The organism is Mesorhizobium sp. PL10, assembly GCF_053714315.1.
In genome coordinates this window covers 49,550-65,834 of the sequence record NZ_JBSKBR010000009.1, presented here as the reverse complement: position 1 = coordinate 65,834, position 16,285 = coordinate 49,550, and the positions used below count along the sequence as shown (strand labels likewise).

The following is a 16,285-nucleotide window of genomic DNA, read 5'->3' as shown; positions in this document are numbered from 1 at the left end:
GCGGCAGTGATTTTCAGGCGCAATCACCGACTATTGCTCGGGTAGGTTCCTGCTCTCAGACCTTGAATGATGTGGAAGTTACCACAACTCAGGAATGGGCGTCTCCACCATGTATGGTCGAACTTGTCATCGGGATGGTGGCGTTGCCGGATTGCCACAGATCGTTCGCACCGGCCTGTTCTGCCTCTCATCCGCGCAATAGACAGCGCCGCATTGCCGCGCTATCTGCTCTCCAGCAAAATGGTCTGGAGGGCTCCATGGCCCAAATCGCGTCCGAAATGGTTCTGCGGCTGGCGGATGACGCCTCGGTCCAGCATGTCGGCGACGGCGCTGTCGTGCTTTTGGCGCGCAGCGGCCAGCTTTACACCTGCAACGGAACGACAGAAGCCTTTCTCGACAAGGTCGACGGCGCCCGCAGCCTCGACCAGATAGTCGTCCTGCTTTCCGACGAGTTCGAGGTCGACAAGGATACGCTCGACCAAGACATGGCGGCGCTGGCCGCCGAACTGGTGAGCGAAGGCATTCTCGCCGACCCGGCTCTCTGATGGCGGACGGCGTTCTCCTGCGCACCCTGTTTCGCGTCCACTTGTGGACGAGCGCGCGGCTGATGCCGGTTCTGATCGGCCGCCGCAACTTCGAATCGGTGTTGAAATGGGCGCCGCTCAGCGCGCCTACCCCCTATCGCGGACTGTCGTCCGCCTACATCGTGGCTGCCGTCAACCGCACCGTCCGGCACCCGTGGCTGATGCGCGATCGCAGATGCCTCAGGGAAGGCCTGCTGGCTCACCGCTTCCTGCGCTTTGCCGGCTTCGATCCGGATCTGCGCTTCGGTGTCGATCCGAAGTCGATGCAGGCGCCGCGCATGTCGGCCCATTGCTGGGTCTGTCTCGACGGCCGGCCAGTGGTCAGCGACAGCCTGCCCGGCATGGTGCAGATCTACCGCCATCACGCCGATGCCGGAAAGGCGCGCGCTGCTTGACCGGTTCGGTGGCCACTTTCTGCTATGACCTCAAGGGCCAGGTCATCAGCATATCGGCCTCACGGGCCGATCTGTGGCCGAGCTTCGACCTCATGCTGGGCACGTTGCGTGTGAGCGAACCCGTTGTAACAGGTTTTCACATCGACATTGTCGAGACGTCGCAGTTGCAGGAATCGCCTGCCGGCAAACTCGCTTTCGACGGCGATGTGCCGGAGGACGGCCATTGCCGGCTGATCGACGGCGGCGGCATCGTTCACCTGATCTTTCTCGGCCTGCAGACCGTCTCGATCAATGCCGATGAGGGCTGGGCCGAAATCCGCGTTCATCCTGACGCCAAGGTCAAATGGACGTTGCTGATGATGGTGCTGGATGCCGCGCTCGATGCCGGCGGCCAGCACATGCTCCACACCGCCGGCCTGACATTGCCCGGCCGCGAGGCGCTGGTGCTGATCCATGCGCCGAGCGGCACCGGCAAGTCGACGACTTCGCTGGCGCTGGCCTCGCAGGGCTTCGGCCTTTGCTCTGACGACGCCATGATCCTCAAGGTTTTGGCCGACGGCGGCATCACGGCCTGGGGCTTGCCGCGCAAGGTGAAGGTCCACCGCAACACCGCGGCAATGCTGCCTTTCGTGGCTCCCTGCCTTGGCGACAAATGGGACGCCAATGGCGAGCAGGCGGTCTCGCTGGAACGTCTCGCCGAGATTATCCGCATCGAGGAGACAGTCGACAGGCCGGTTGCGGCATTGCTCCATCTCGCCCGCTCGGCGGATGCGCAGACCCGGCTCGTCCCCATGACCAGGGCAGACGCCATGGTGGCGCTCGCCACCGACAATGTCAGGACCGGTATGACTGGCCTTTTGCCGGCGCAGAAGCGCCGTATGGCAACGATCGCGACGCTGGTCAAAGCCGTTCCGACCTTTACCCTGGAAGTCGGCGCGAGCCCGACCGAGGCGGCCCCGCTGATCCGCTCGGCGCTGGCGGCGCGGGACTAAAGCACTATTCAGGTAAAATGCGGCCTTGGCCTGGCAAGCCGCTGAATCCAGCGAAAAGCGTCGCGGCGCAAACGCGAATGCATCTTGTCCCTGGAATTGACCCCGAGCAACGTATCGCCGTTGATGAGCCACTTGGCCAAACGTATCGAGAGGTCGGGCTTGATCCGGCCGGCCAGTTCGATCGCGCGCGGTGCATTAAACAGCCGCCCCGTCACATTGAGGACCGTCGCCAATTCGAGCTCGATGCCGCTCATGCGCGCCGCCTCGAACAGCTGGTCCTCGTCAACGGATGACCGCAGCGCGCGTACACCTTGCAACACGTCGACGCAAAGCTGCAGCCGGTGGAATTTATGACCGCCCGCGGCATGCACGATGGCGATGGTCAGCAGCGCGGCCGGCGTATCGGCTTCGCCGCCGTCGATGATCTGCAATTCGCGAAAGCCCAGCGACAGCCGTCGGCGCATACCGGAATCATGCACCAAATTGCCGTGCAGTTCGATCAACAGGCTGGTATTCTCTTTCTCCAGCCATTTGAACTCCTGCAGATCCTGCGACTGCGCCTCGCCGCTCCAAAGATCAAAGCCGCACCCGGCAATCGCCGTGTTGGCCTCGGCGATGCTGGCCGGGTCGACCAGGATGTCGATGTCGGTGTAGGGCCGGTCGGCTGCGTGGCGGTAAAGTTTGCGTGCGAAGACCGGCCCCTTGACGATCCGGGCCGGAACGCCTTTCGCCGCCAGTGCCTTCATGATGCGATCGCCATGATACTGCAGCAGCATCGACTGGCCGGTCGCCAGGGTCGACTGGTCGCGCAGTTCCGACAATTTCTGCTGCAAGGCGGCTTCCGCCGGCAGTTGGGCGCTGATTTCCCCGAGCTTGCGCAGCATGATCGGCAGCACGCCGTGGAACTCGGCGTCGGCGAGCAGCGCCAGCAAGCTTTCGGCAGCAACACCAATGCCAATGGCAGCCGGCGCCTCCGGGTCGGCGAAGCTCAGCAGAAGTTTTTCATCGGCAGGCGCAAGAGATGGCAGCATCAACCTGGATGTCGTTCGCCCACTGGAGCAATTCCAGGAAAAGTGTGAAGCGGTTTTCCGTCCGGAATTGCATCAAAACAAGAAGCCAGAGCAGTTCGCCGTTTCAGTGAACTACCCTGGAAGGGCGTATGTTGCAGAAAAGTATGCATGAAGCCAGAGTATGGTGGCCAAACCGGCTCATGAATTGACTTTGTGTGGTTTCCGTCCATTCTTTTGCACCGGACTCAAAGGGTATTTGGAAATGACCAAGAAAAGGTATGAGGCGCCTTTGCTGCGCAAGGCGGGAAAATTATCCAGCCTTGTGGCCGGTGGAGCGTCGAAGACGCTCTAAGACTTCCAAGACTTCGGTTCGGCTGAGGCGAAATACCGGTGGCCTTGGCAGGTGCTGCTGCTGGACTCGCCGCAAAGGGGGAATGAAATGACCAAGAAGCAATATAAGACGCCGGTGCTGCGCAAGGCAGGCAAGCTGTCCAGCGTGACCGCAGGTAACGGTGCGTCCGGCCCCGCAGGCTAGGCGGGAAGTTAGACCGCCTGATCGCTACATTCCCCAGCGCAGCGCGGCTGTACGCACCGGCGCGTCCCACAACGACGTTGCCTCATCATCCAGCATGGTCAGCGTGATCGAGCAGCCGGCCATGTCGAGCGACGTCACATAAGACCCAACCAGCGAGCGGGTCACCGTCACGCCCTGTTTTTCGAAGATGTTGCGGGCGCTGTTGTACATCAGATAGAGCTCCATCAGCGGTGTGCCGCCAAAGCCGTTGATGAACAGCAGGGCGGTGCCCTTTGCCTTGTCGCCGAGATCGCCCAGGATCGCGGCGCAGATTTCCCCGGCGATGACATCGGCGTTTTTCAACGTGTCGCGACGCCTGCCGGGCTCGCCATGGATGCCGACGCCGAATTCCATCTCGCCATCGCCAATGTCGAAAGTCGGCCTGCCGGCCGCAGGCACGGTGCAGCTGGTCAGCGCCACACCCATTGAACGCGTCGCACTGTTGACGCGATCGCCGAGTGCCTTGAGATCCGCCAGTGCCATGCCTTGCTCGGCGGCGGCGCCGACGATCTTCTCGACGACCAGCGTACCGGCTACGCCGCGCCGACCGGTCGTATACGACGAGTTCTCGACCGCGACGTCGTCATTGGTCACCACTTGCAGGATGCCGTCGGCCATCTCGGCCGCCATGTCGAAATTCATCACATCGCCCTCATAGTTCTTGACGATGAACAGGCAGCCGGCGCCGGCATCGACGGCTGCGGCCGCCGCCAGCATCTGGTCCGGCGTCGGCGAGGTGAACACCTGGCCGGGGCAGGCGGCGTCCAGCATGCCGTGGCCGACAAAGCCGGCGTGCAGCGGCTCGTGGCCCGAGCCACCGCCCGAGATCAGCGCTACTTTCCCCGGCTTCAGCACCTTGCGGCGGATGAATTTGTGCTCGTCACCCAGCACCAGGATGTCGGCGTGGGCAGCAACGAAGCCATCGAGGCTTTCGGTCAGCACCGTGTCGACTGAATTCAGAAATTTCTTCATGTGTCCTCCCGAACGCCAGGAAACGCTCAGCCTCCGCTTTTGCCGGTGATGCTGGTGATCTTCTGGATGAAATCATTGACCGCCCTGTCGAGCGCCGCGTTCTGCTTGTCGTCGCCGAAATCCGGCACGATCAGCGACACATGCCGGGTCTTGCGCATGCCCGAGGCTACCGACAGTTTCCCCGGATGCGCCAGATGGTAGGCAGCCAGAAAATGATCGCGCTCGGCCGGGCTGAAATGGCAGACGGAAAAAATAGCCGGCAAATGTTTTGACGGGATCGGGATCGAATAGGCCGGGCTGGAGATTTGTGTCACGAAGCTGCGGTGCTTGCCCAGCGCATCGGCGAGGCGCTGGCGCATGCCCGACGGGCGCTGGTCGATGACCTGCGACAGGATCGTCTTGTAGGCGCGGATCGCCTCTTCGGGGCCGGGTTCTGGTGTCTTGTCGACCATCTCAGCCACGCCTAGACCGAAACATCTGAGATGGCCGCCTTGGCCATGGCGAGTTGGGCAGGGGCCACCGAGAGATCGCGCAGGCCAGCTTCGAGCAGCGCCGGTATTGAGGCCGGATCGCCGCCGGCATCGCCGCACAGGCTGACCGGGATTTTGGCGCGCAAGCCGAACGAGGTCACCGCAGCGATCAGCCGCAGCACGGCTGGATGCCGCACCGAATGGAGATGCGCCACGGCAGAATTGTCGCGGGCGGCGGCCATCACATACTGGGTCAGATCGTTGGAGCCGATCGAGAAGAACGCGACATCGGCAAACGCCTCCGGCGCGATCGCCACCGACGGCACCTCGACCATGATGCCAAGCGGCGGCATTTTGTGCGCGACACCACGCGCGATGAGCCCACCCTGCTCCTCCGCGAACAAAGTGGCGGCACGTTGGTACTCCTCCGTGACTGCGATCATTGGAAACATCACCTTCAGATTGCCGTGGACAGCGGCGCGCAGCAACGCCCGGATCTGCACGCGAAACACATCCGGCCTTGCCAGCGACAGCCTGATGCCGCGCAGGCCGAGGAACGGGTTGCTCTCCTCGACCGTAAAGCCCGGCACCGGCTTGTCGCCGCCGGCATCGACGGTGCGGATGGTCACCGGCTTGTCGCCGGCCCATTCCAGCACCTTGCGATAACAGCGGTATTGCGTCTCCTCATCCGGCGGCGCCTTGCCGAACAGGAATTCAGTGCGCATCAGCCCGACGCCGTCGCAGGTCGAAATGTCGATGCCATCGACCTCGGATGGATCGGCAATGTTGACCTGCACGCGCACCGTCGTGCCGGCCCGGGTTACCGCCGGTTTCGCCAGATAGGCTTCGGCCTTATCGCGTCGCGCCAAAAAAGAGGATGAGGACCGACGGAAAGTTTCGATCTCGGCCTTGGACGGCGCCAATACGATGCCGCCATGCTCGGCATCGAGCAGGGCCAAGCCATCGGGATTTGCCGGTGAAGAGCCAAGCCCCACCACCATCGGCACGCCGCGCGAGCGCGCCAACATGGCGACATGGCTGGCGGTGCTGCCGGCCCTCAGCGCGATGCCGCCGCCGGCACTCCAGTCGGTCTCGAGAAAGCGCGTCGGCGCGATGTCTTCGCCATAGAGAATGGCGCCCGCGGGTGCGGTGCTCTCATCCTCCTCGGTTAGCGCGCGCAGCACGCGGTCGCGGATATCGCGCATGTCGGCGGCGCGGGCCCGGAAATAGTCCTCGTCTGACGTTTCATAGCCGGCGATCTCGGCGTCCAACGCCTGCCGCCACGCCATGTCGGCCGGCATGCCGGAAGGGATCGCGGCGAAGGCCGGTCCGGTCAGCGCCTCGTCCTCCAGCATGGCAAGCTGGAATTCGAGGATGCCGGCCGCCTCGTCGTCGGCGGTTTCGATCAGGGTCGCGAGCTGGTCCGTCGCGCTGGCGAGTGCTGCTTTCAGTGCAGCCTTCTCCTCGCCGGCTGTCGCCTTGCCCGTGTAGCGCGCAGGGCCGCGGTCGAGATTGAACAGCGGCCCTTCGGCATAGCCGGCCGAAGCAGAAATGCCTTGCAGCCTAAGCGGTTCGGGCATGGCCCGCACCCTCGTCGAAATCGCGCCGCACCAGTTCGGCCAGCGCGCCGACCGCCTCAGTGGCGGCTTCGCCGCGGGCCCTGATATGCAGCATAGTGCCTTTCGGCGCCCTGGTCGCCATCACCTTGACGATGCTCTTGGCGTCGAACCACGGGCCATTGGCGGCAAGCGCGATTTCCACTTCGGCGGCAAAGCTCTTGGCGAGCTTGGTGAACTTCACCGAAGGGCGCGCGTGCAAGCCCACCTCGTGGGTGATCAGGACGGTGGCCTCGGCAAATGCGGACATGCGCTCAAAATTCCCGTTCATTCACGATGGCGACAATTCATGCGCCGTCGCCACCACTTCCTTCAGCGAGGCACCGCCGGACGCCTCCGTCGCGGCCATCACTGCGCCTTCGACAATCGGTGCGTTGCAGACGATGATCTTCTGCGCCCGCGGCTCGCCGATCATTTCCACCGCCATCTCCGAGTTGGTCTCGGCGCCGCCGAGATCGACGAGGATGGCGACACCGGCTTCCGACCACGCCTTGTCGATGGCGCCCATGATCGCCTCGACGCTGGTGCCGAGCCCGCCATGGCCGTTTCCGCCGCACCATGCAAGCGGCACTTCGTCGCCCACCATCTGCCGCACCATGTCGGCCGTGCCTTCGGCGACCAGCGGCGAATGCGAAACGATGACGATGCCGACATTGCTCATGCTTGGCCCTCGATGCTTTCGGCGACGGTCCGCACCAGCAGCGCAGTCGAACGCGCGCCGGCGTCCATGTGGCCGATGGAGCGGTCGCCGAGGAATGAGGCGCGACCGCGCAGTGCCTTCATAGACACGGTCGCTTCGGCCGCACGGTCGGCGATATTGGCGATTTCCCCTACTGTCTTGCCTCCAGCCAATGCGTCATGCACAGGCTGCAGCACGTCGAGCATCGTCTTCTGGCCGACCTGCGACTTGCCACGCGCCGCGACGGCTTCGATCGCCTTGCCGAAGGCAGCCGTCAGTTTGGCGCGATCGGGCGCAGCCGAGATCTCCTTGCCGAGCGCCATGAACAGCGTGCCGAACAGCGGTCCGGACGCGCCGCCCACCGTCATCACCAGCTTGGTGCCGATCGCCTTCAGGGCTTCGGGCAGCGGTTTGGTCGAAAACGCCTCTGCCTCGGCTCGCACGGCCTCAAAGCCGCGTCTCATGTTCAGCCCATGGTCGCCGTCGCCGATCGCCTGGTCGAGCGCCGTCAACTCGTCGGCGTGCGCGGCAATCGTGTCCGCTGCCGCTGTGATCAGCCTGGCAAGGTCCAGTGCCGCCATATCCAAATTCCCGGTTGCGGTCCTACCGGCAGTATCGAAAGAATTTTCATTCGACAACTGAAGCATGCGATCAGGCCGCTGCATGCAGCGCGGCGGCGGCCGCGAACACTTCGGCCACTGCATGCGCGCCAGGGTCGACCACGCCTTGCAATTTGGCACCGACATAGGCGGAGCGTCCGGCCTTCGCCTTCTCCATAGCCGCAGTCGCCTCGGCGCCGTGCCGGGCGGCTGTCGCCGCCGCGTCCAGGCCGCTGGCATCGAGCGCTTTCAGCGCCGGCTCCAGCGCATCGACCATGGTGCGGTCGCCGATCCTTGCGCCGCCGTAGAAGGTCATGCGGTCCAGGCCGGAAAGCAGCGCCCTGGACAGGGACGCACCGGAATTCGAAGCCTGCGCCGCCGCGGTGAAGAAGATCGACAGCAGCACACCTGAGGATCCGCCCATGGCGACGCCCAGACTATCGCCCACCGCCGCAAGCGTGGCGGTGGGATCGGCAAGCGGCAGCGTGTCGAGTTTTTCCAGCACGCTACGCGCGCCGGTGGCTACCGTCGAGCCTGTATCGCCATCGCCCGCCTTGGCGTCCAGCCCGTTCAAGGCCTCTTCGAGTGCAATCAGCCTTTCGCAGATCGTGACGACAAGCCTCCGGGTGCGCGCATTCTGACTGGGCTTGCGCGCCGCGCTTTGTCCGGATGCCTTCGCCATGGCAACGACGGCCGGCGCGGCAACGGCCTTTGCCGGCATCCAGGCATATGGCCCGACCGGCGCCAGCAAGGCCTCCTCGCGCGCGGCATCGAGCTTGATCAGCGACAGCGAGAAACCGTTCATGTTGAGCGCCGTCATCAGCGGTCCGGGGCCGATCGCCAGCTTCACGGTTTTGGCCAACGGCGAGGCCAGCACCGCGTTGGCAACAAGCGACATTTCGAGCGGCGGCACCGAACCGAGATTGTTGATCAGCAGCGCATGGCTGGCCTTCGGGTCAAGCCGCGCGGCAAGCCGCTCCGTCATGATCGCCACCAGTCTGTCAGCGCTTTGTACCGCGATGCGCTCGACGCCCGGCTCGCCATGGATGCCGAGGCCGAGTTCGCCATCGTTTTCGCCGAAGCGGTCTTCATGCGGCTGGCCAGGGATCGAGCAGGACGACAGCGACATGCCTAGCGAAACGATATCCTTCGCCGCGGCGCGAGCGGCTGTCGCGATATAGGCCAGGTCGTCGCCAGCTTCCGAGAGGTAGCCCGCGATCTTGTGTACGAACAAGGTGCCGGCGACGCCGCGTGGTTGGTTGATATCCGGCAAGGCGATGTCGTCGGCGACGATCGCCATCTCGACGCGAAACCCTTCGGCGCGCGCCTTCTCGGCCGCCAGGCCGAAATTGAGCCGGTCGCCGGTATAGTTCTTGACGATCAGCAGGCAGCCTGCCGGGCCGGTCACCGCGCGGATCGCCGCCAGCACGGCTTCGACGCTTGGCGAGGCAAAGATCTCGCCCGATACCGCCGCCGTCAGCATGCCCTTGCCGACGAAGCCGGCATGCGACGGCTCGTGCCCGGCGCCGCCACCGGAGACGACGGCAACCCGGGTCTTGTCCCAGTCGGCGCGCAGCACGACCTTGATCTCGGGATAACCGTCGAGGCGCGCGAGATCGCCGGAACCGATGGTCCGCAGCAGACCGTCGAGCGCCTCGGTGACGATCGTTTCCCTGCGGTTGAAAAAGTGCTTCATCGAATTCGTCCTGTATTCGTCAATCAGAAGCCGGTGCCGTACCCTTGGCGAGACACCGAAACCTCACATCAGCCCCATTCACATCAGTCTTTGCCCATCGGCGCCGAAATAGAGCGGCGAACGGTAGCGGATCACCACTTTATCGCCTTGCGCCAGATCCGTGTCGGGGTCGGTCAGCGTCACCAGCTTCTTGGCTCCGACCGTGACATGCAGGTGGTTTTGGTCGCCGAGATGCTCGACCCAGTCGACGACGCCATCGGCATGGCCGTTTGCCGCCTTCTCGATCGACAGATGTTCGGTGCGTGCGCCGACCGTCTTGGTGCCCGCCGGCGCGCCGCCATCGGGCAGCAACCCCGCCGGCAGAAGATTGATCGCCGGCTGGCCGAGCCTTGCTGCGACATGAAGATTTGCCGGCTCCGAATAGATCGTGCGCGGCGTACCGACCTGCACCAGAACGCCGTCGGCAAGGATGCCGATGCGGTCGGCCATGGTCATAGCCTCGATCTGGTCGTGCGTGACATAGAGCATGGTGGCCCCAAGCTCCGCCTGGATGCGCTTGAGTTCGAGCCTGAGATCGGCCCGCAATTTGGCGTCCAGCGATGACAGCGGCTCATCCATCAAATAGATCGACGGCTTGCGCACCAGGGCGCGGCCGATGGCGACGCGCTGCATTTCACCGCCCGACAGCTTGGTCGAGCGGTTGTTCAGCTTGTGGTGGATGCGCACCATCTTCGCCACCTCTTCGACGCGGCGGCGGATTTGGTCCTCCGGTATTCTCCGCGCCGGCGAGCGCAGCGGGAAGGCGAGGTTGTCGTAGACCGACAGATGCGGATAGAGCGAATATTGCTGGAACACAAAAGCGGTGTCGCGCTCGGCCGGCGACAGCATCGTCGCATCGTGGCCGCCAATATGGATCGTGCCGCTGTCGGGCCGCTCCAGCCCGGCGATCAGCCGCAGCGTCGTCGTCTTGCCGGCGCCGGTCGGTCCCAGCAGGACGACGAACTCGCCATCCTTGATCTGGAGGTCGAGATTGCTGACGGCGGCGTGCTCGCCGAAACTCTTCGTCACGCCTTTGATGTGTACGTCAGCCATGCTGCGCTCTCCCTTGAGCGGCGGTGTCGTGGATCGCGGTGCGCACGGCGCGGCCCGATCCCTTGTCGAACAGCGACAGTCGCGAGCTGTTCAGCGTCAGGCCGACATGATCGCCGGCGGCGAGCTGGATTTCGGCCGGCACCCGCGCCTTGATGATGCCGTCCGCCGTCTCCACGGCCACGATCTGCGTCGTACCGAGATATTCGGTGCCGTAGATGGCGCCACGCAGCTTGGACGCATCGTCGAAGCGGATGTGTTCCGGCCTTATGCCGAGCGCCATGTCGGCAGGCGCAATGTCTTCGCGCACCTCCGGCACCGCCACCTTGGCGCCTTGCACGACGATCTCCTTGGCACCTTTCGCCAGTCCGCCGCCAAAGCCCAGAAAATTCATCGGCGGTGAGCCGATGAAATCGGCGACGAACATCGTTGCCGGGCGGTCGTAGATTTCGCGCGGGCTGCCGAACTGCTCGATCACGCCATGGTTCATGACAGCGATCTTGTCGGCCATCGACATCGCTTCCATCTGGTCGTGGGTGACATAGACCGTGGTGGCGTGGATGCGGTTGTGCAGTTCGCGAAGCTCGTGGACCATCAGATCGCGGAACTCGGTATCGAGCGTGCCGAGCGGCTCGTCCATCAGAAAACACTTTGGCCGCCGCACGATGGCGCGGCCGAGCGCGACGCGCTGGCGGTCGCCGCCGGCAAGGCCGGAGACCGATTTGTTGAGCAGATGGTCGATGCGCAGGAGCTTGGCTGTCTCCTCGACGCGTTGGCGGATTTCGGCCGCAGGCATGCCTTGCGCCAGGAGCGGGAAGCCGATGTTCTTGCGCACATTCATGTGCGGATAGAGCGCAAACAGCTGGAAGACGAAGGCGATGTCGCGCTCCCGTGCCCGGCGCATGGTCACGTCCTCGCCGCCGAGCAGGATCTGGCCACCGGTCGGCAGTTCGAGCCCGGCGATCATGCGCAATGTCGTTGTCTTGCCGCAGCCCGACGGCCCGAGCATGACGAAGAACTCGCCATCCTCGACGACGAAGCTGGAATCCTGCACGGCGACGAAATCGCCGAAGGCCTTTCTCAGGTGTTGGACGCGGATTTCGGCCATGGCTATTCCGGGAATTTGGAGACGATGATGAACATCACCGTGCCGGCGAGCATGGTGATGAAGGAGTAGGTGTAGAGCGCCAGCGCAAAGGGCTGGAACAGCATCAGGAAGCCGATGGCGATGATCGCGGTCGCGATGTTTTCCAACAGGCCACGCCTGGCCCAGCGCGGCCAGCGCGATTTGCGTTTGGTGGGTTGTGTCAGGCTCATTTGCGCACCGCGCCGAAGGTGATGCCGCGCAGCAACTGCTTGCGAAGCAGGATGGTGAAGACGAGGATCGGCACCAGGAAGATCGTCGTGCCGGCCGCCACCGCCGGCCAGTCCTGGCCGCCTTCGCCGATAATGGTCGGAATGAAGGGCGGCGCCGTCTGCGCCGTGCCCGAGGTGAGCAGGGCTGCGAAGGCATACTCGTTCCAGGCGAAGATCAGGCAGAAGATGGCGGTCGCGGCGATGCCGGTGGTGGCCTGCGGCAGCACGGTGCGCCAGAAGGCCTGCAGCCTGGTGTAGCCGTCGATCATCGCCGCTTCTTCATACTCGCGCGGGATCTCGTCGATGAAGCCTTTGAGCAGCCACACGGCAAGCGACACGTTGACCGCCGTGTAGAGCAGGATCATGCCGAGCGCTGTGTCGGAGAGGCCGAGCTCGCGGTACATCAGGTAGATCGGGATAGCGACAGCGATCGGCGGCATGAAGCGCGTCGACAGGATGAAGAACAGGAGATCGTCGGCCAGAGGCACCTTGAAGCGCGAGAAACCATAGGCCGACAGCGTGCCGAGGAAGACGGCGCAGAAGGTCGAGCCAAAGGCGATGATCAGCGAGTTGACGAAGCGCGGCAGGAAGTTGGACGGGCCGGCAATCACCATGTTGCGCTTGCGCACCGTCTCGTCGCAGAAGCCGGTCGCCGGCCCCAGCGAGTTGATGTATTCCGGCGTCTGCCGCGTGCGCGTGGTGAACAGGTTGCAATAGCCTTCGATGCTCGGCTGGAAGACGATCTTCGGTGGATAGGCGATCGAATCCGGCGGCGTCTTGAAGCTGGTGGCAAAAATCCACAACAGCGGTACGATCGAGATTAGCGCGTAGGCGACGATGATCGTGCCGGCGATGCCTTTTGCTGTTCCCGAAGGCGCGACGACGGAGTGGGCAGTGGTCAGGCTCATCTCTGCTTCACCTTGTTGAGCGCCTTGACGTAAATGTTGGCGAGGCCAAACACCGCCACGAACAGGATGATGGCGAAGGCTGAGGAATAGCCGGTGCGCCAGCTCTCGAAAGCCTGCCGTTTCAGCGTGATCGAGGCGACCTCGGTGGTCGAGCCGGGTCCGCCGCCGGTCAACAAATTGACCATGTCGAACATCTTGAAGTTCTCGATGCCGCGGAAGAGCACCGCCAGCATGATGAAGGGCAGCGCCATCGGCAGCGTGATCGACCAGAACTGCCGCCAGTTGGAGGCGCGGTCGACCTCGGCCGCCTCATAGATGTATTCGGGGATCGAGCGAAGTCCGGCGAGGCAAATCAGCATCACGTAAGGCGTCCACATCCAGGTGTCGACGATGATGATCGACCACGGTGCCAGCGAGACGTTGGAGAGCATCTGGATGTTTGTCGGCGGGATGCCTGACACAAACGAGATGACGTAGGAGAACAGCCCGATCTGCGGCTCGTAGAGGAAGCGCCAGAAATTGCCGACGACCGCAGGTGATAACATCATCGGCACCAGGATGATCGTCGTCCAGAAGGCGTGGCCGCGGAACTTGCGATCGATCAGCCAGGCCAGAGTGAAACCGATCAGCGTCTGCAGCAGGATCGTCCAGAACACGAAATGCGCCGTCGTCTGCATGGCGATCCAGATGTCCTGGTCGCCGAGGATGCGCTGGTAATTGGCAAAGCCGAGATTCTTCACCACCTCGTTCGGCCGGTTGGCGCGGAAGTTGGTGAAGGACAGATAGATCGCCCAGAACAGCGGGAAGATGTTGATGGCCAACAGCAACAGGATCGTCGGCGAGATGAACAGCCAGGCGAGACCCTTGTCGCTAATGCCCCGGACCTTGCGCGCCAACGGCTCCGAGGTCGCCCGGGCAACGTTCTCCGCAGTCCGATTGAGCATGGTGAGTCCTGCTTCGGTCACGTGGGTCGTCTCTGTCATGAATTTATCTGAACTGCGTCCCGTGCCAAGGGCGGCACGGGACGCGTCGGTCTGGCTCGGGAGGAGCCGTCGAACCGTTGTCCGGTTACATCTTGCCGTCGTCCTGGAACACTTGCGTCCAGTCCTTGACCAGGCCGTCAAGCGCATCCTTGGCAGAACCCTGGCCGGCGACGACATAGTCGTGGAAGCGCTTCTGCGAGGCCTGCAGCAGCGGTGCGTAGCTCGGCTCGGCCCAGAAGTCCTTCACGATCGCCATCGAGTCGAGGAAGGTCTGCGCATAGGGCTGGCTGGACGGGAAGGCCGGGTCTTTGACCACCGCGTTCAGGCAGGAGTAGCCGCCGAGCGACCACCATTTGGCCTGCACATCCTTGTTGGCGAACCACTTGATGTATTTCAGCGCCGATTCCTGCTTGTCGGAATAGGACACGACCGAGATGCCCTGGCCACCGAGCTGGGCGAACTGGTCGCCGTCCGGACCCTTCGGGTTGACGAAGTAGCCGATCTTGTCGCCGCCGACATTCTCGTCCTTCTGGAGGCCGGGCCAGGTGAAGGCGAAGTTCATATGCATGGCCACCTGGCCGGATTTGAAGGCGTCGACGCCTTCGCCCATATAGCTGTTCGACGCGCCGGGCGGGGTGCAGCAATCATAGAGCGCCTTGTAGAATTCCAACCCCTTCACCGATTTCTCGGAGTTGACGAAGCCTTCCATTTCGTAGGGTTTCTTCGGGTTTTCATACTGGAAGCCGAAGCTGTAGAGCACGTCCATGGCGCCCATGGTGATACCTTCGGAGCCGCGCTCGGTGTAGATCGAGGCGCCATAGACGGTCTTGCCGTCGATCTCGCGCTTCTGGAAGAACTCGGCGACCTGCTTCAGCTGGTCGAAGGTGGTCGGCGGGCCGAGATCCCAGCCATACTTTTCCTTGAATTCCTTCTGCAGTTCCGGCTTGGAGAACCAGTCCTTGCGGTAGGTCCAGCCGACGACGTCGCCCATGGCCGGCAGCGCCCAGTAGTTCGGCGTGTTCTTCGGCCATTCCGAATAGCCGACGACGGTTGCCGGCACGAAGTCGTCCATGCTGATCTTCTCCTTGTCGAAGAAGTCGTTCAGCTTGACGTAGTGGCCGTTCTCGGCCGAGCCGCCGATCCACTGGCTGTCGCCGATGATCAGGTCGCAGAGCTTGCCGTGCGAGTTGAGCTCGTTGAGGAAGCGATCGGCATAGTTGGTCCACGGCACGAACTCGAATTTCATGCCGATGCCGGTTTCCTTGGTAAAGTCCTTGGACAGTTCGACAAGTGCGTTTGCCGGGTCCCAGGCAGCCCAGCACAGCGTCAGGTCTTCAGCGTGCGCAACGTTCGAGACGGCTGTCGACGCGGTAATAGCCGAAGTCAGTCCCAACGCCAGTTTCAAGCTCGATTTCATGCCTTCCTCCCATTTGCGAAACGCGCCCGGATGGCGGTTTCAAGAGCCCCTCAACCCTCGCTCCTCCGAGGGCCCAAACATGACGGCGCGGTGCGTCGCAGATGTTTAGTAATTTGTTTAGTGATGCAATTTTTACTAAACAAGGCAAGCGAATTCGTTGCTGCGTTGCACCATCACGAAAAGAGGATTGAAATCGTTGGGAAATGATTGCCGGATGGTTCGCCCGGAAGTTGTTTAGCCGGCGTCGCTTGCAATCTTCGTCTGTGGCGTCACTGGTCGGACAGGCGGCGCGGGCGGCAGCAATGCGCGTATATCGGCGAAGGGAAATGTCGGCTCGAAGCGGAAGGCCTCGGCAAGTGAACCGGCGACGCTGTTGCATTGGCCGGCGCGAAACTCATTCTGGACGCGCGCCTTGTCGACATATTGCTCCGGTCTTTGCGACCGGTGCGCGCGGATCGCCTGCGTTTTGACATCGCGATGGGCGGAAATGTCGACATAATGCGTCGGCGCAAAGCCGGTGCCGCCCATCGTGTCGGCATGCAGCACCGGCACGGCGAAGGAAGCCGCGATGCGCACGCCGTCCGACAGCGCCCTGTGGTCGGCGTGATAGTCGTTGGGCGCATGCGTGATCACCAGATTTGCTCCGGTGTCGCGTATCAGCGCTTTCAACGAACCGATCAGCGCCGCATCGGCCACCAGTTCGCCATCGGGGAAGTCGAGAAAGTGAAGAGTCGCGCCGAGCAACGCCGCAGCGGTCGCGGCTTCCTCGCGGCGCACACGAGCCAAAACGCGCGGGTCGCCCGCGCCGCCCTTGGCACCATCCGTGGCCACGGCAAAAGTGAGGTCTGCGCCTTGCGTGGCATAGGCGGCCATCGTACCGAACATGAATATCTCGATGTCGTCCGGATGCGCGCCGAGCGCCAATACCTTCACCGCACTCTCCCC

Annotated in this window: 19 protein-coding genes; 4 read left to right on the top strand and 15 right to left on the bottom strand. The window is 63.2% G+C overall.

Annotation, left to right across the window (positions count from 1 at the left end; all coding sequences use genetic code 11):
* Positions 1 to 257: 257 nt before the first annotated feature.
* From ACWGTO_RS16295 to ACWGTO_RS16285, 3 genes are read left to right on the top strand one after another with little or no spacing between them, the layout of a single operon-like run.
* Positions 258 to 545 (top strand): PqqD family protein, encoded by a 288-nt coding sequence (locus tag ACWGTO_RS16295; protein WP_454575842.1) that lies wholly within the window; start codon positions 258 to 260, stop codon positions 543 to 545.
* Positions 545 to 979, top strand: coding sequence for a lasso peptide biosynthesis B2 protein (locus ACWGTO_RS16290; protein ID WP_454575841.1), 435 nt, complete (start codon positions 545 to 547; stop codon positions 977 to 979). The genes ACWGTO_RS16295 and ACWGTO_RS16290 overlap by 1 nt, the downstream gene beginning before the upstream one ends.
* Entirely contained in the window at positions 976 to 1,971 is a 996-nt protein-coding gene (locus ACWGTO_RS16285) for a serine kinase (RefSeq protein WP_454575840.1), read from the top strand. The genes ACWGTO_RS16290 and ACWGTO_RS16285 overlap by 4 nt, the downstream gene beginning before the upstream one ends.
* Before the next feature lie 8 nt (positions 1,972 to 1,979).
* Here ACWGTO_RS16285 and ACWGTO_RS16280 read toward each other — a convergent pair whose 3' ends face one another.
* On the bottom strand, positions 1,980 to 3,002 hold the full coding sequence (locus ACWGTO_RS16280) for a nucleotidyltransferase family protein (protein ID WP_454575839.1): 1,023 nt from the start codon (positions 3,000 to 3,002) through the stop codon (positions 1,980 to 1,982).
* Positions 3,003 to 3,420: 418 nt separating this feature from the next.
* Between ACWGTO_RS16280 and ACWGTO_RS16275 the strand changes: the two genes are divergently transcribed.
* Positions 3,421 to 3,516: a putative RiPP precursor gene (locus ACWGTO_RS16275; RefSeq protein ID WP_454575838.1), complete on the top strand. Its 96-nt coding sequence runs from the start codon at positions 3,421 to 3,423 to the stop codon at positions 3,514 to 3,516.
* A gap of 24 nt (positions 3,517 to 3,540) precedes the next feature.
* Here ACWGTO_RS16275 and dhaK read toward each other — a convergent pair whose 3' ends face one another.
* The 14 genes from dhaK to ACWGTO_RS16205 form a co-directional block, all read right to left on the bottom strand.
* A complete protein-coding gene (gene dhaK, locus ACWGTO_RS16270; protein ID WP_454575837.1) occupies positions 3,541 to 4,527 on the bottom strand; it encodes a dihydroxyacetone kinase subunit DhaK in 987 nt (328 codons plus the stop codon).
* Positions 4,528 to 4,553: 26 nt separating this feature from the next.
* Positions 4,554 to 4,979, bottom strand: a complete 426-nt coding sequence (locus tag ACWGTO_RS16265; protein ID WP_454575836.1) for a hypothetical protein — start codon at positions 4,977 to 4,979, stop codon at positions 4,554 to 4,556.
* A gap of 11 nt (positions 4,980 to 4,990) precedes the next feature.
* The gene (gene ptsP, locus ACWGTO_RS16260; RefSeq protein ID WP_454575835.1) at positions 4,991 to 6,577 is read right to left on the bottom strand and encodes a phosphoenolpyruvate--protein phosphotransferase; all 1,587 of its coding nucleotides are present in this window, start codon (positions 6,575 to 6,577) and stop codon (positions 4,991 to 4,993) included.
* Positions 6,561 to 6,863, bottom strand: coding sequence for an HPr family phosphocarrier protein (locus ACWGTO_RS16255; RefSeq protein WP_454575834.1), 303 nt, complete (start codon positions 6,861 to 6,863; stop codon positions 6,561 to 6,563). Before ACWGTO_RS16255 ends, ptsP begins: the two co-directional genes overlap by 17 nt.
* A 21-nt stretch (positions 6,864 to 6,884) precedes the next feature.
* The gene (gene dhaM / locus ACWGTO_RS16250; RefSeq protein WP_023738108.1) at positions 6,885 to 7,274 is read right to left on the bottom strand and encodes a dihydroxyacetone kinase phosphoryl donor subunit DhaM; all 390 of its coding nucleotides are present in this window, start codon (positions 7,272 to 7,274) and stop codon (positions 6,885 to 6,887) included.
* Positions 7,271 to 7,873 carry a dihydroxyacetone kinase subunit DhaL gene (gene dhaL, locus ACWGTO_RS16245; protein WP_454575833.1) on the bottom strand — a complete coding sequence of 201 codons (603 nt, stop codon included), beginning with the start codon at positions 7,871 to 7,873 and terminating at the stop codon, positions 7,271 to 7,273. Before dhaL ends, dhaM begins: the two co-directional genes overlap by 4 nt.
* A gap of 70 nt (positions 7,874 to 7,943) precedes the next feature.
* Positions 7,944 to 9,587, bottom strand: a complete 1,644-nt coding sequence (locus ACWGTO_RS16240) for a dihydroxyacetone kinase subunit DhaK (protein ID WP_454575832.1) — start codon at positions 9,585 to 9,587, stop codon at positions 7,944 to 7,946.
* 78 nt (positions 9,588 to 9,665) lie between these two features.
* The gene (locus tag ACWGTO_RS16235) at positions 9,666 to 10,679 is read right to left on the bottom strand and encodes an ABC transporter ATP-binding protein (protein WP_454575831.1); all 1,014 of its coding nucleotides are present in this window, start codon (positions 10,677 to 10,679) and stop codon (positions 9,666 to 9,668) included.
* Positions 10,672 to 11,784, bottom strand: coding sequence for an ABC transporter ATP-binding protein (locus ACWGTO_RS16230; protein WP_454575830.1), 1,113 nt, complete (start codon positions 11,782 to 11,784; stop codon positions 10,672 to 10,674). The genes ACWGTO_RS16235 and ACWGTO_RS16230 overlap by 8 nt, the downstream gene beginning before the upstream one ends.
* Positions 11,785 to 11,786: 2 nt before the next feature.
* The gene (locus tag ACWGTO_RS16225) at positions 11,787 to 11,993 is read right to left on the bottom strand and encodes a hypothetical protein (protein WP_112560587.1); all 207 of its coding nucleotides are present in this window, start codon (positions 11,991 to 11,993) and stop codon (positions 11,787 to 11,789) included.
* Positions 11,990 to 12,940 (bottom strand): carbohydrate ABC transporter permease, encoded by a 951-nt coding sequence (locus tag ACWGTO_RS16220; protein ID WP_112560588.1) that lies wholly within the window; start codon positions 12,938 to 12,940, stop codon positions 11,990 to 11,992. The genes ACWGTO_RS16225 and ACWGTO_RS16220 overlap by 4 nt, the downstream gene beginning before the upstream one ends.
* Positions 12,937 to 13,884, bottom strand: coding sequence for a carbohydrate ABC transporter permease (locus ACWGTO_RS16215; protein WP_454576021.1), 948 nt, complete (start codon positions 13,882 to 13,884; stop codon positions 12,937 to 12,939). The genes ACWGTO_RS16220 and ACWGTO_RS16215 overlap by 4 nt, the downstream gene beginning before the upstream one ends.
* A gap of 124 nt (positions 13,885 to 14,008) precedes the next feature.
* Entirely contained in the window at positions 14,009 to 15,340 is a 1,332-nt protein-coding gene (locus ACWGTO_RS16210) for an ABC transporter substrate-binding protein (RefSeq protein WP_454575829.1), read from the bottom strand.
* A gap of 234 nt (positions 15,341 to 15,574) precedes the next feature.
* On the bottom strand, positions 15,575 to 16,273 hold the full coding sequence (locus ACWGTO_RS16205) for a PIG-L deacetylase family protein (RefSeq protein ID WP_454575828.1): 699 nt from the start codon (positions 16,271 to 16,273) through the stop codon (positions 15,575 to 15,577).
* Between the last annotated feature and the right edge of the window lie 12 nt (positions 16,274 to 16,285).

Bases quoted from the DNA above. Each gene is read 5' to 3' on its own strand.
- ACWGTO_RS16295 (WP_454575842.1), top strand. From the start codon at position 258: ATGGCCCAAATCGCGTCCGAAATGGTTCTGCGGCTGGCGGATGACGCC.
- ACWGTO_RS16290 (WP_454575841.1), top strand. From the start codon at position 545: ATGGCGGACGGCGTTCTCCTGCGCACCCTGTTTCGCGTCCACTTGTGG.
- ACWGTO_RS16280 (WP_454575839.1), bottom strand. From the start codon at position 3,002: ATGCTGCCATCTCTTGCGCCTGCCGATGAAAAACTTCTGCTGAGCTTC.
- ACWGTO_RS16275 (WP_454575838.1), top strand. From the start codon at position 3,421: ATGACCAAGAAGCAATATAAGACGCCGGTGCTGCGCAAGGCAGGCAAG.
- dhaK (WP_454575837.1), bottom strand. From the start codon at position 4,527: ATGAAGAAATTTCTGAATTCAGTCGACACGGTGCTGACCGAAAGCCTC.
- ACWGTO_RS16265 (WP_454575836.1), bottom strand. From the start codon at position 4,979: ATGGTCGACAAGACACCAGAACCCGGCCCCGAAGAGGCGATCCGCGCC.
- ptsP (WP_454575835.1), bottom strand. From the start codon at position 6,577: ATGCCCGAACCGCTTAGGCTGCAAGGCATTTCTGCTTCGGCCGGCTAT.
- ACWGTO_RS16255 (WP_454575834.1), bottom strand. From the start codon at position 6,863: ATGTCCGCATTTGCCGAGGCCACCGTCCTGATCACCCACGAGGTGGGC.
- dhaM (WP_023738108.1), bottom strand. From the start codon at position 7,274: ATGAGCAATGTCGGCATCGTCATCGTTTCGCATTCGCCGCTGGTCGCC.
- dhaL (WP_454575833.1), bottom strand. From the start codon at position 7,873: ATGGCGGCACTGGACCTTGCCAGGCTGATCACAGCGGCAGCGGACACG.
- ACWGTO_RS16240 (WP_454575832.1), bottom strand. From the start codon at position 9,587: ATGAAGCACTTTTTCAACCGCAGGGAAACGATCGTCACCGAGGCGCTC.
- ACWGTO_RS16235 (WP_454575831.1), bottom strand. From the start codon at position 10,679: ATGGCTGACGTACACATCAAAGGCGTGACGAAGAGTTTCGGCGAGCAC.
- ACWGTO_RS16230 (WP_454575830.1), bottom strand. From the start codon at position 11,784: ATGGCCGAAATCCGCGTCCAACACCTGAGAAAGGCCTTCGGCGATTTC.
- ACWGTO_RS16225 (WP_112560587.1), bottom strand. From the start codon at position 11,993: ATGAGCCTGACACAACCCACCAAACGCAAATCGCGCTGGCCGCGCTGG.
- ACWGTO_RS16220 (WP_112560588.1), bottom strand. From the start codon at position 12,940: ATGAGCCTGACCACTGCCCACTCCGTCGTCGCGCCTTCGGGAACAGCA.
- ACWGTO_RS16215 (WP_454576021.1), bottom strand. From the start codon at position 13,884: ATGCTCAATCGGACTGCGGAGAACGTTGCCCGGGCGACCTCGGAGCCG.
- ACWGTO_RS16210 (WP_454575829.1), bottom strand. From the start codon at position 15,340: ATGAAATCGAGCTTGAAACTGGCGTTGGGACTGACTTCGGCTATTACC.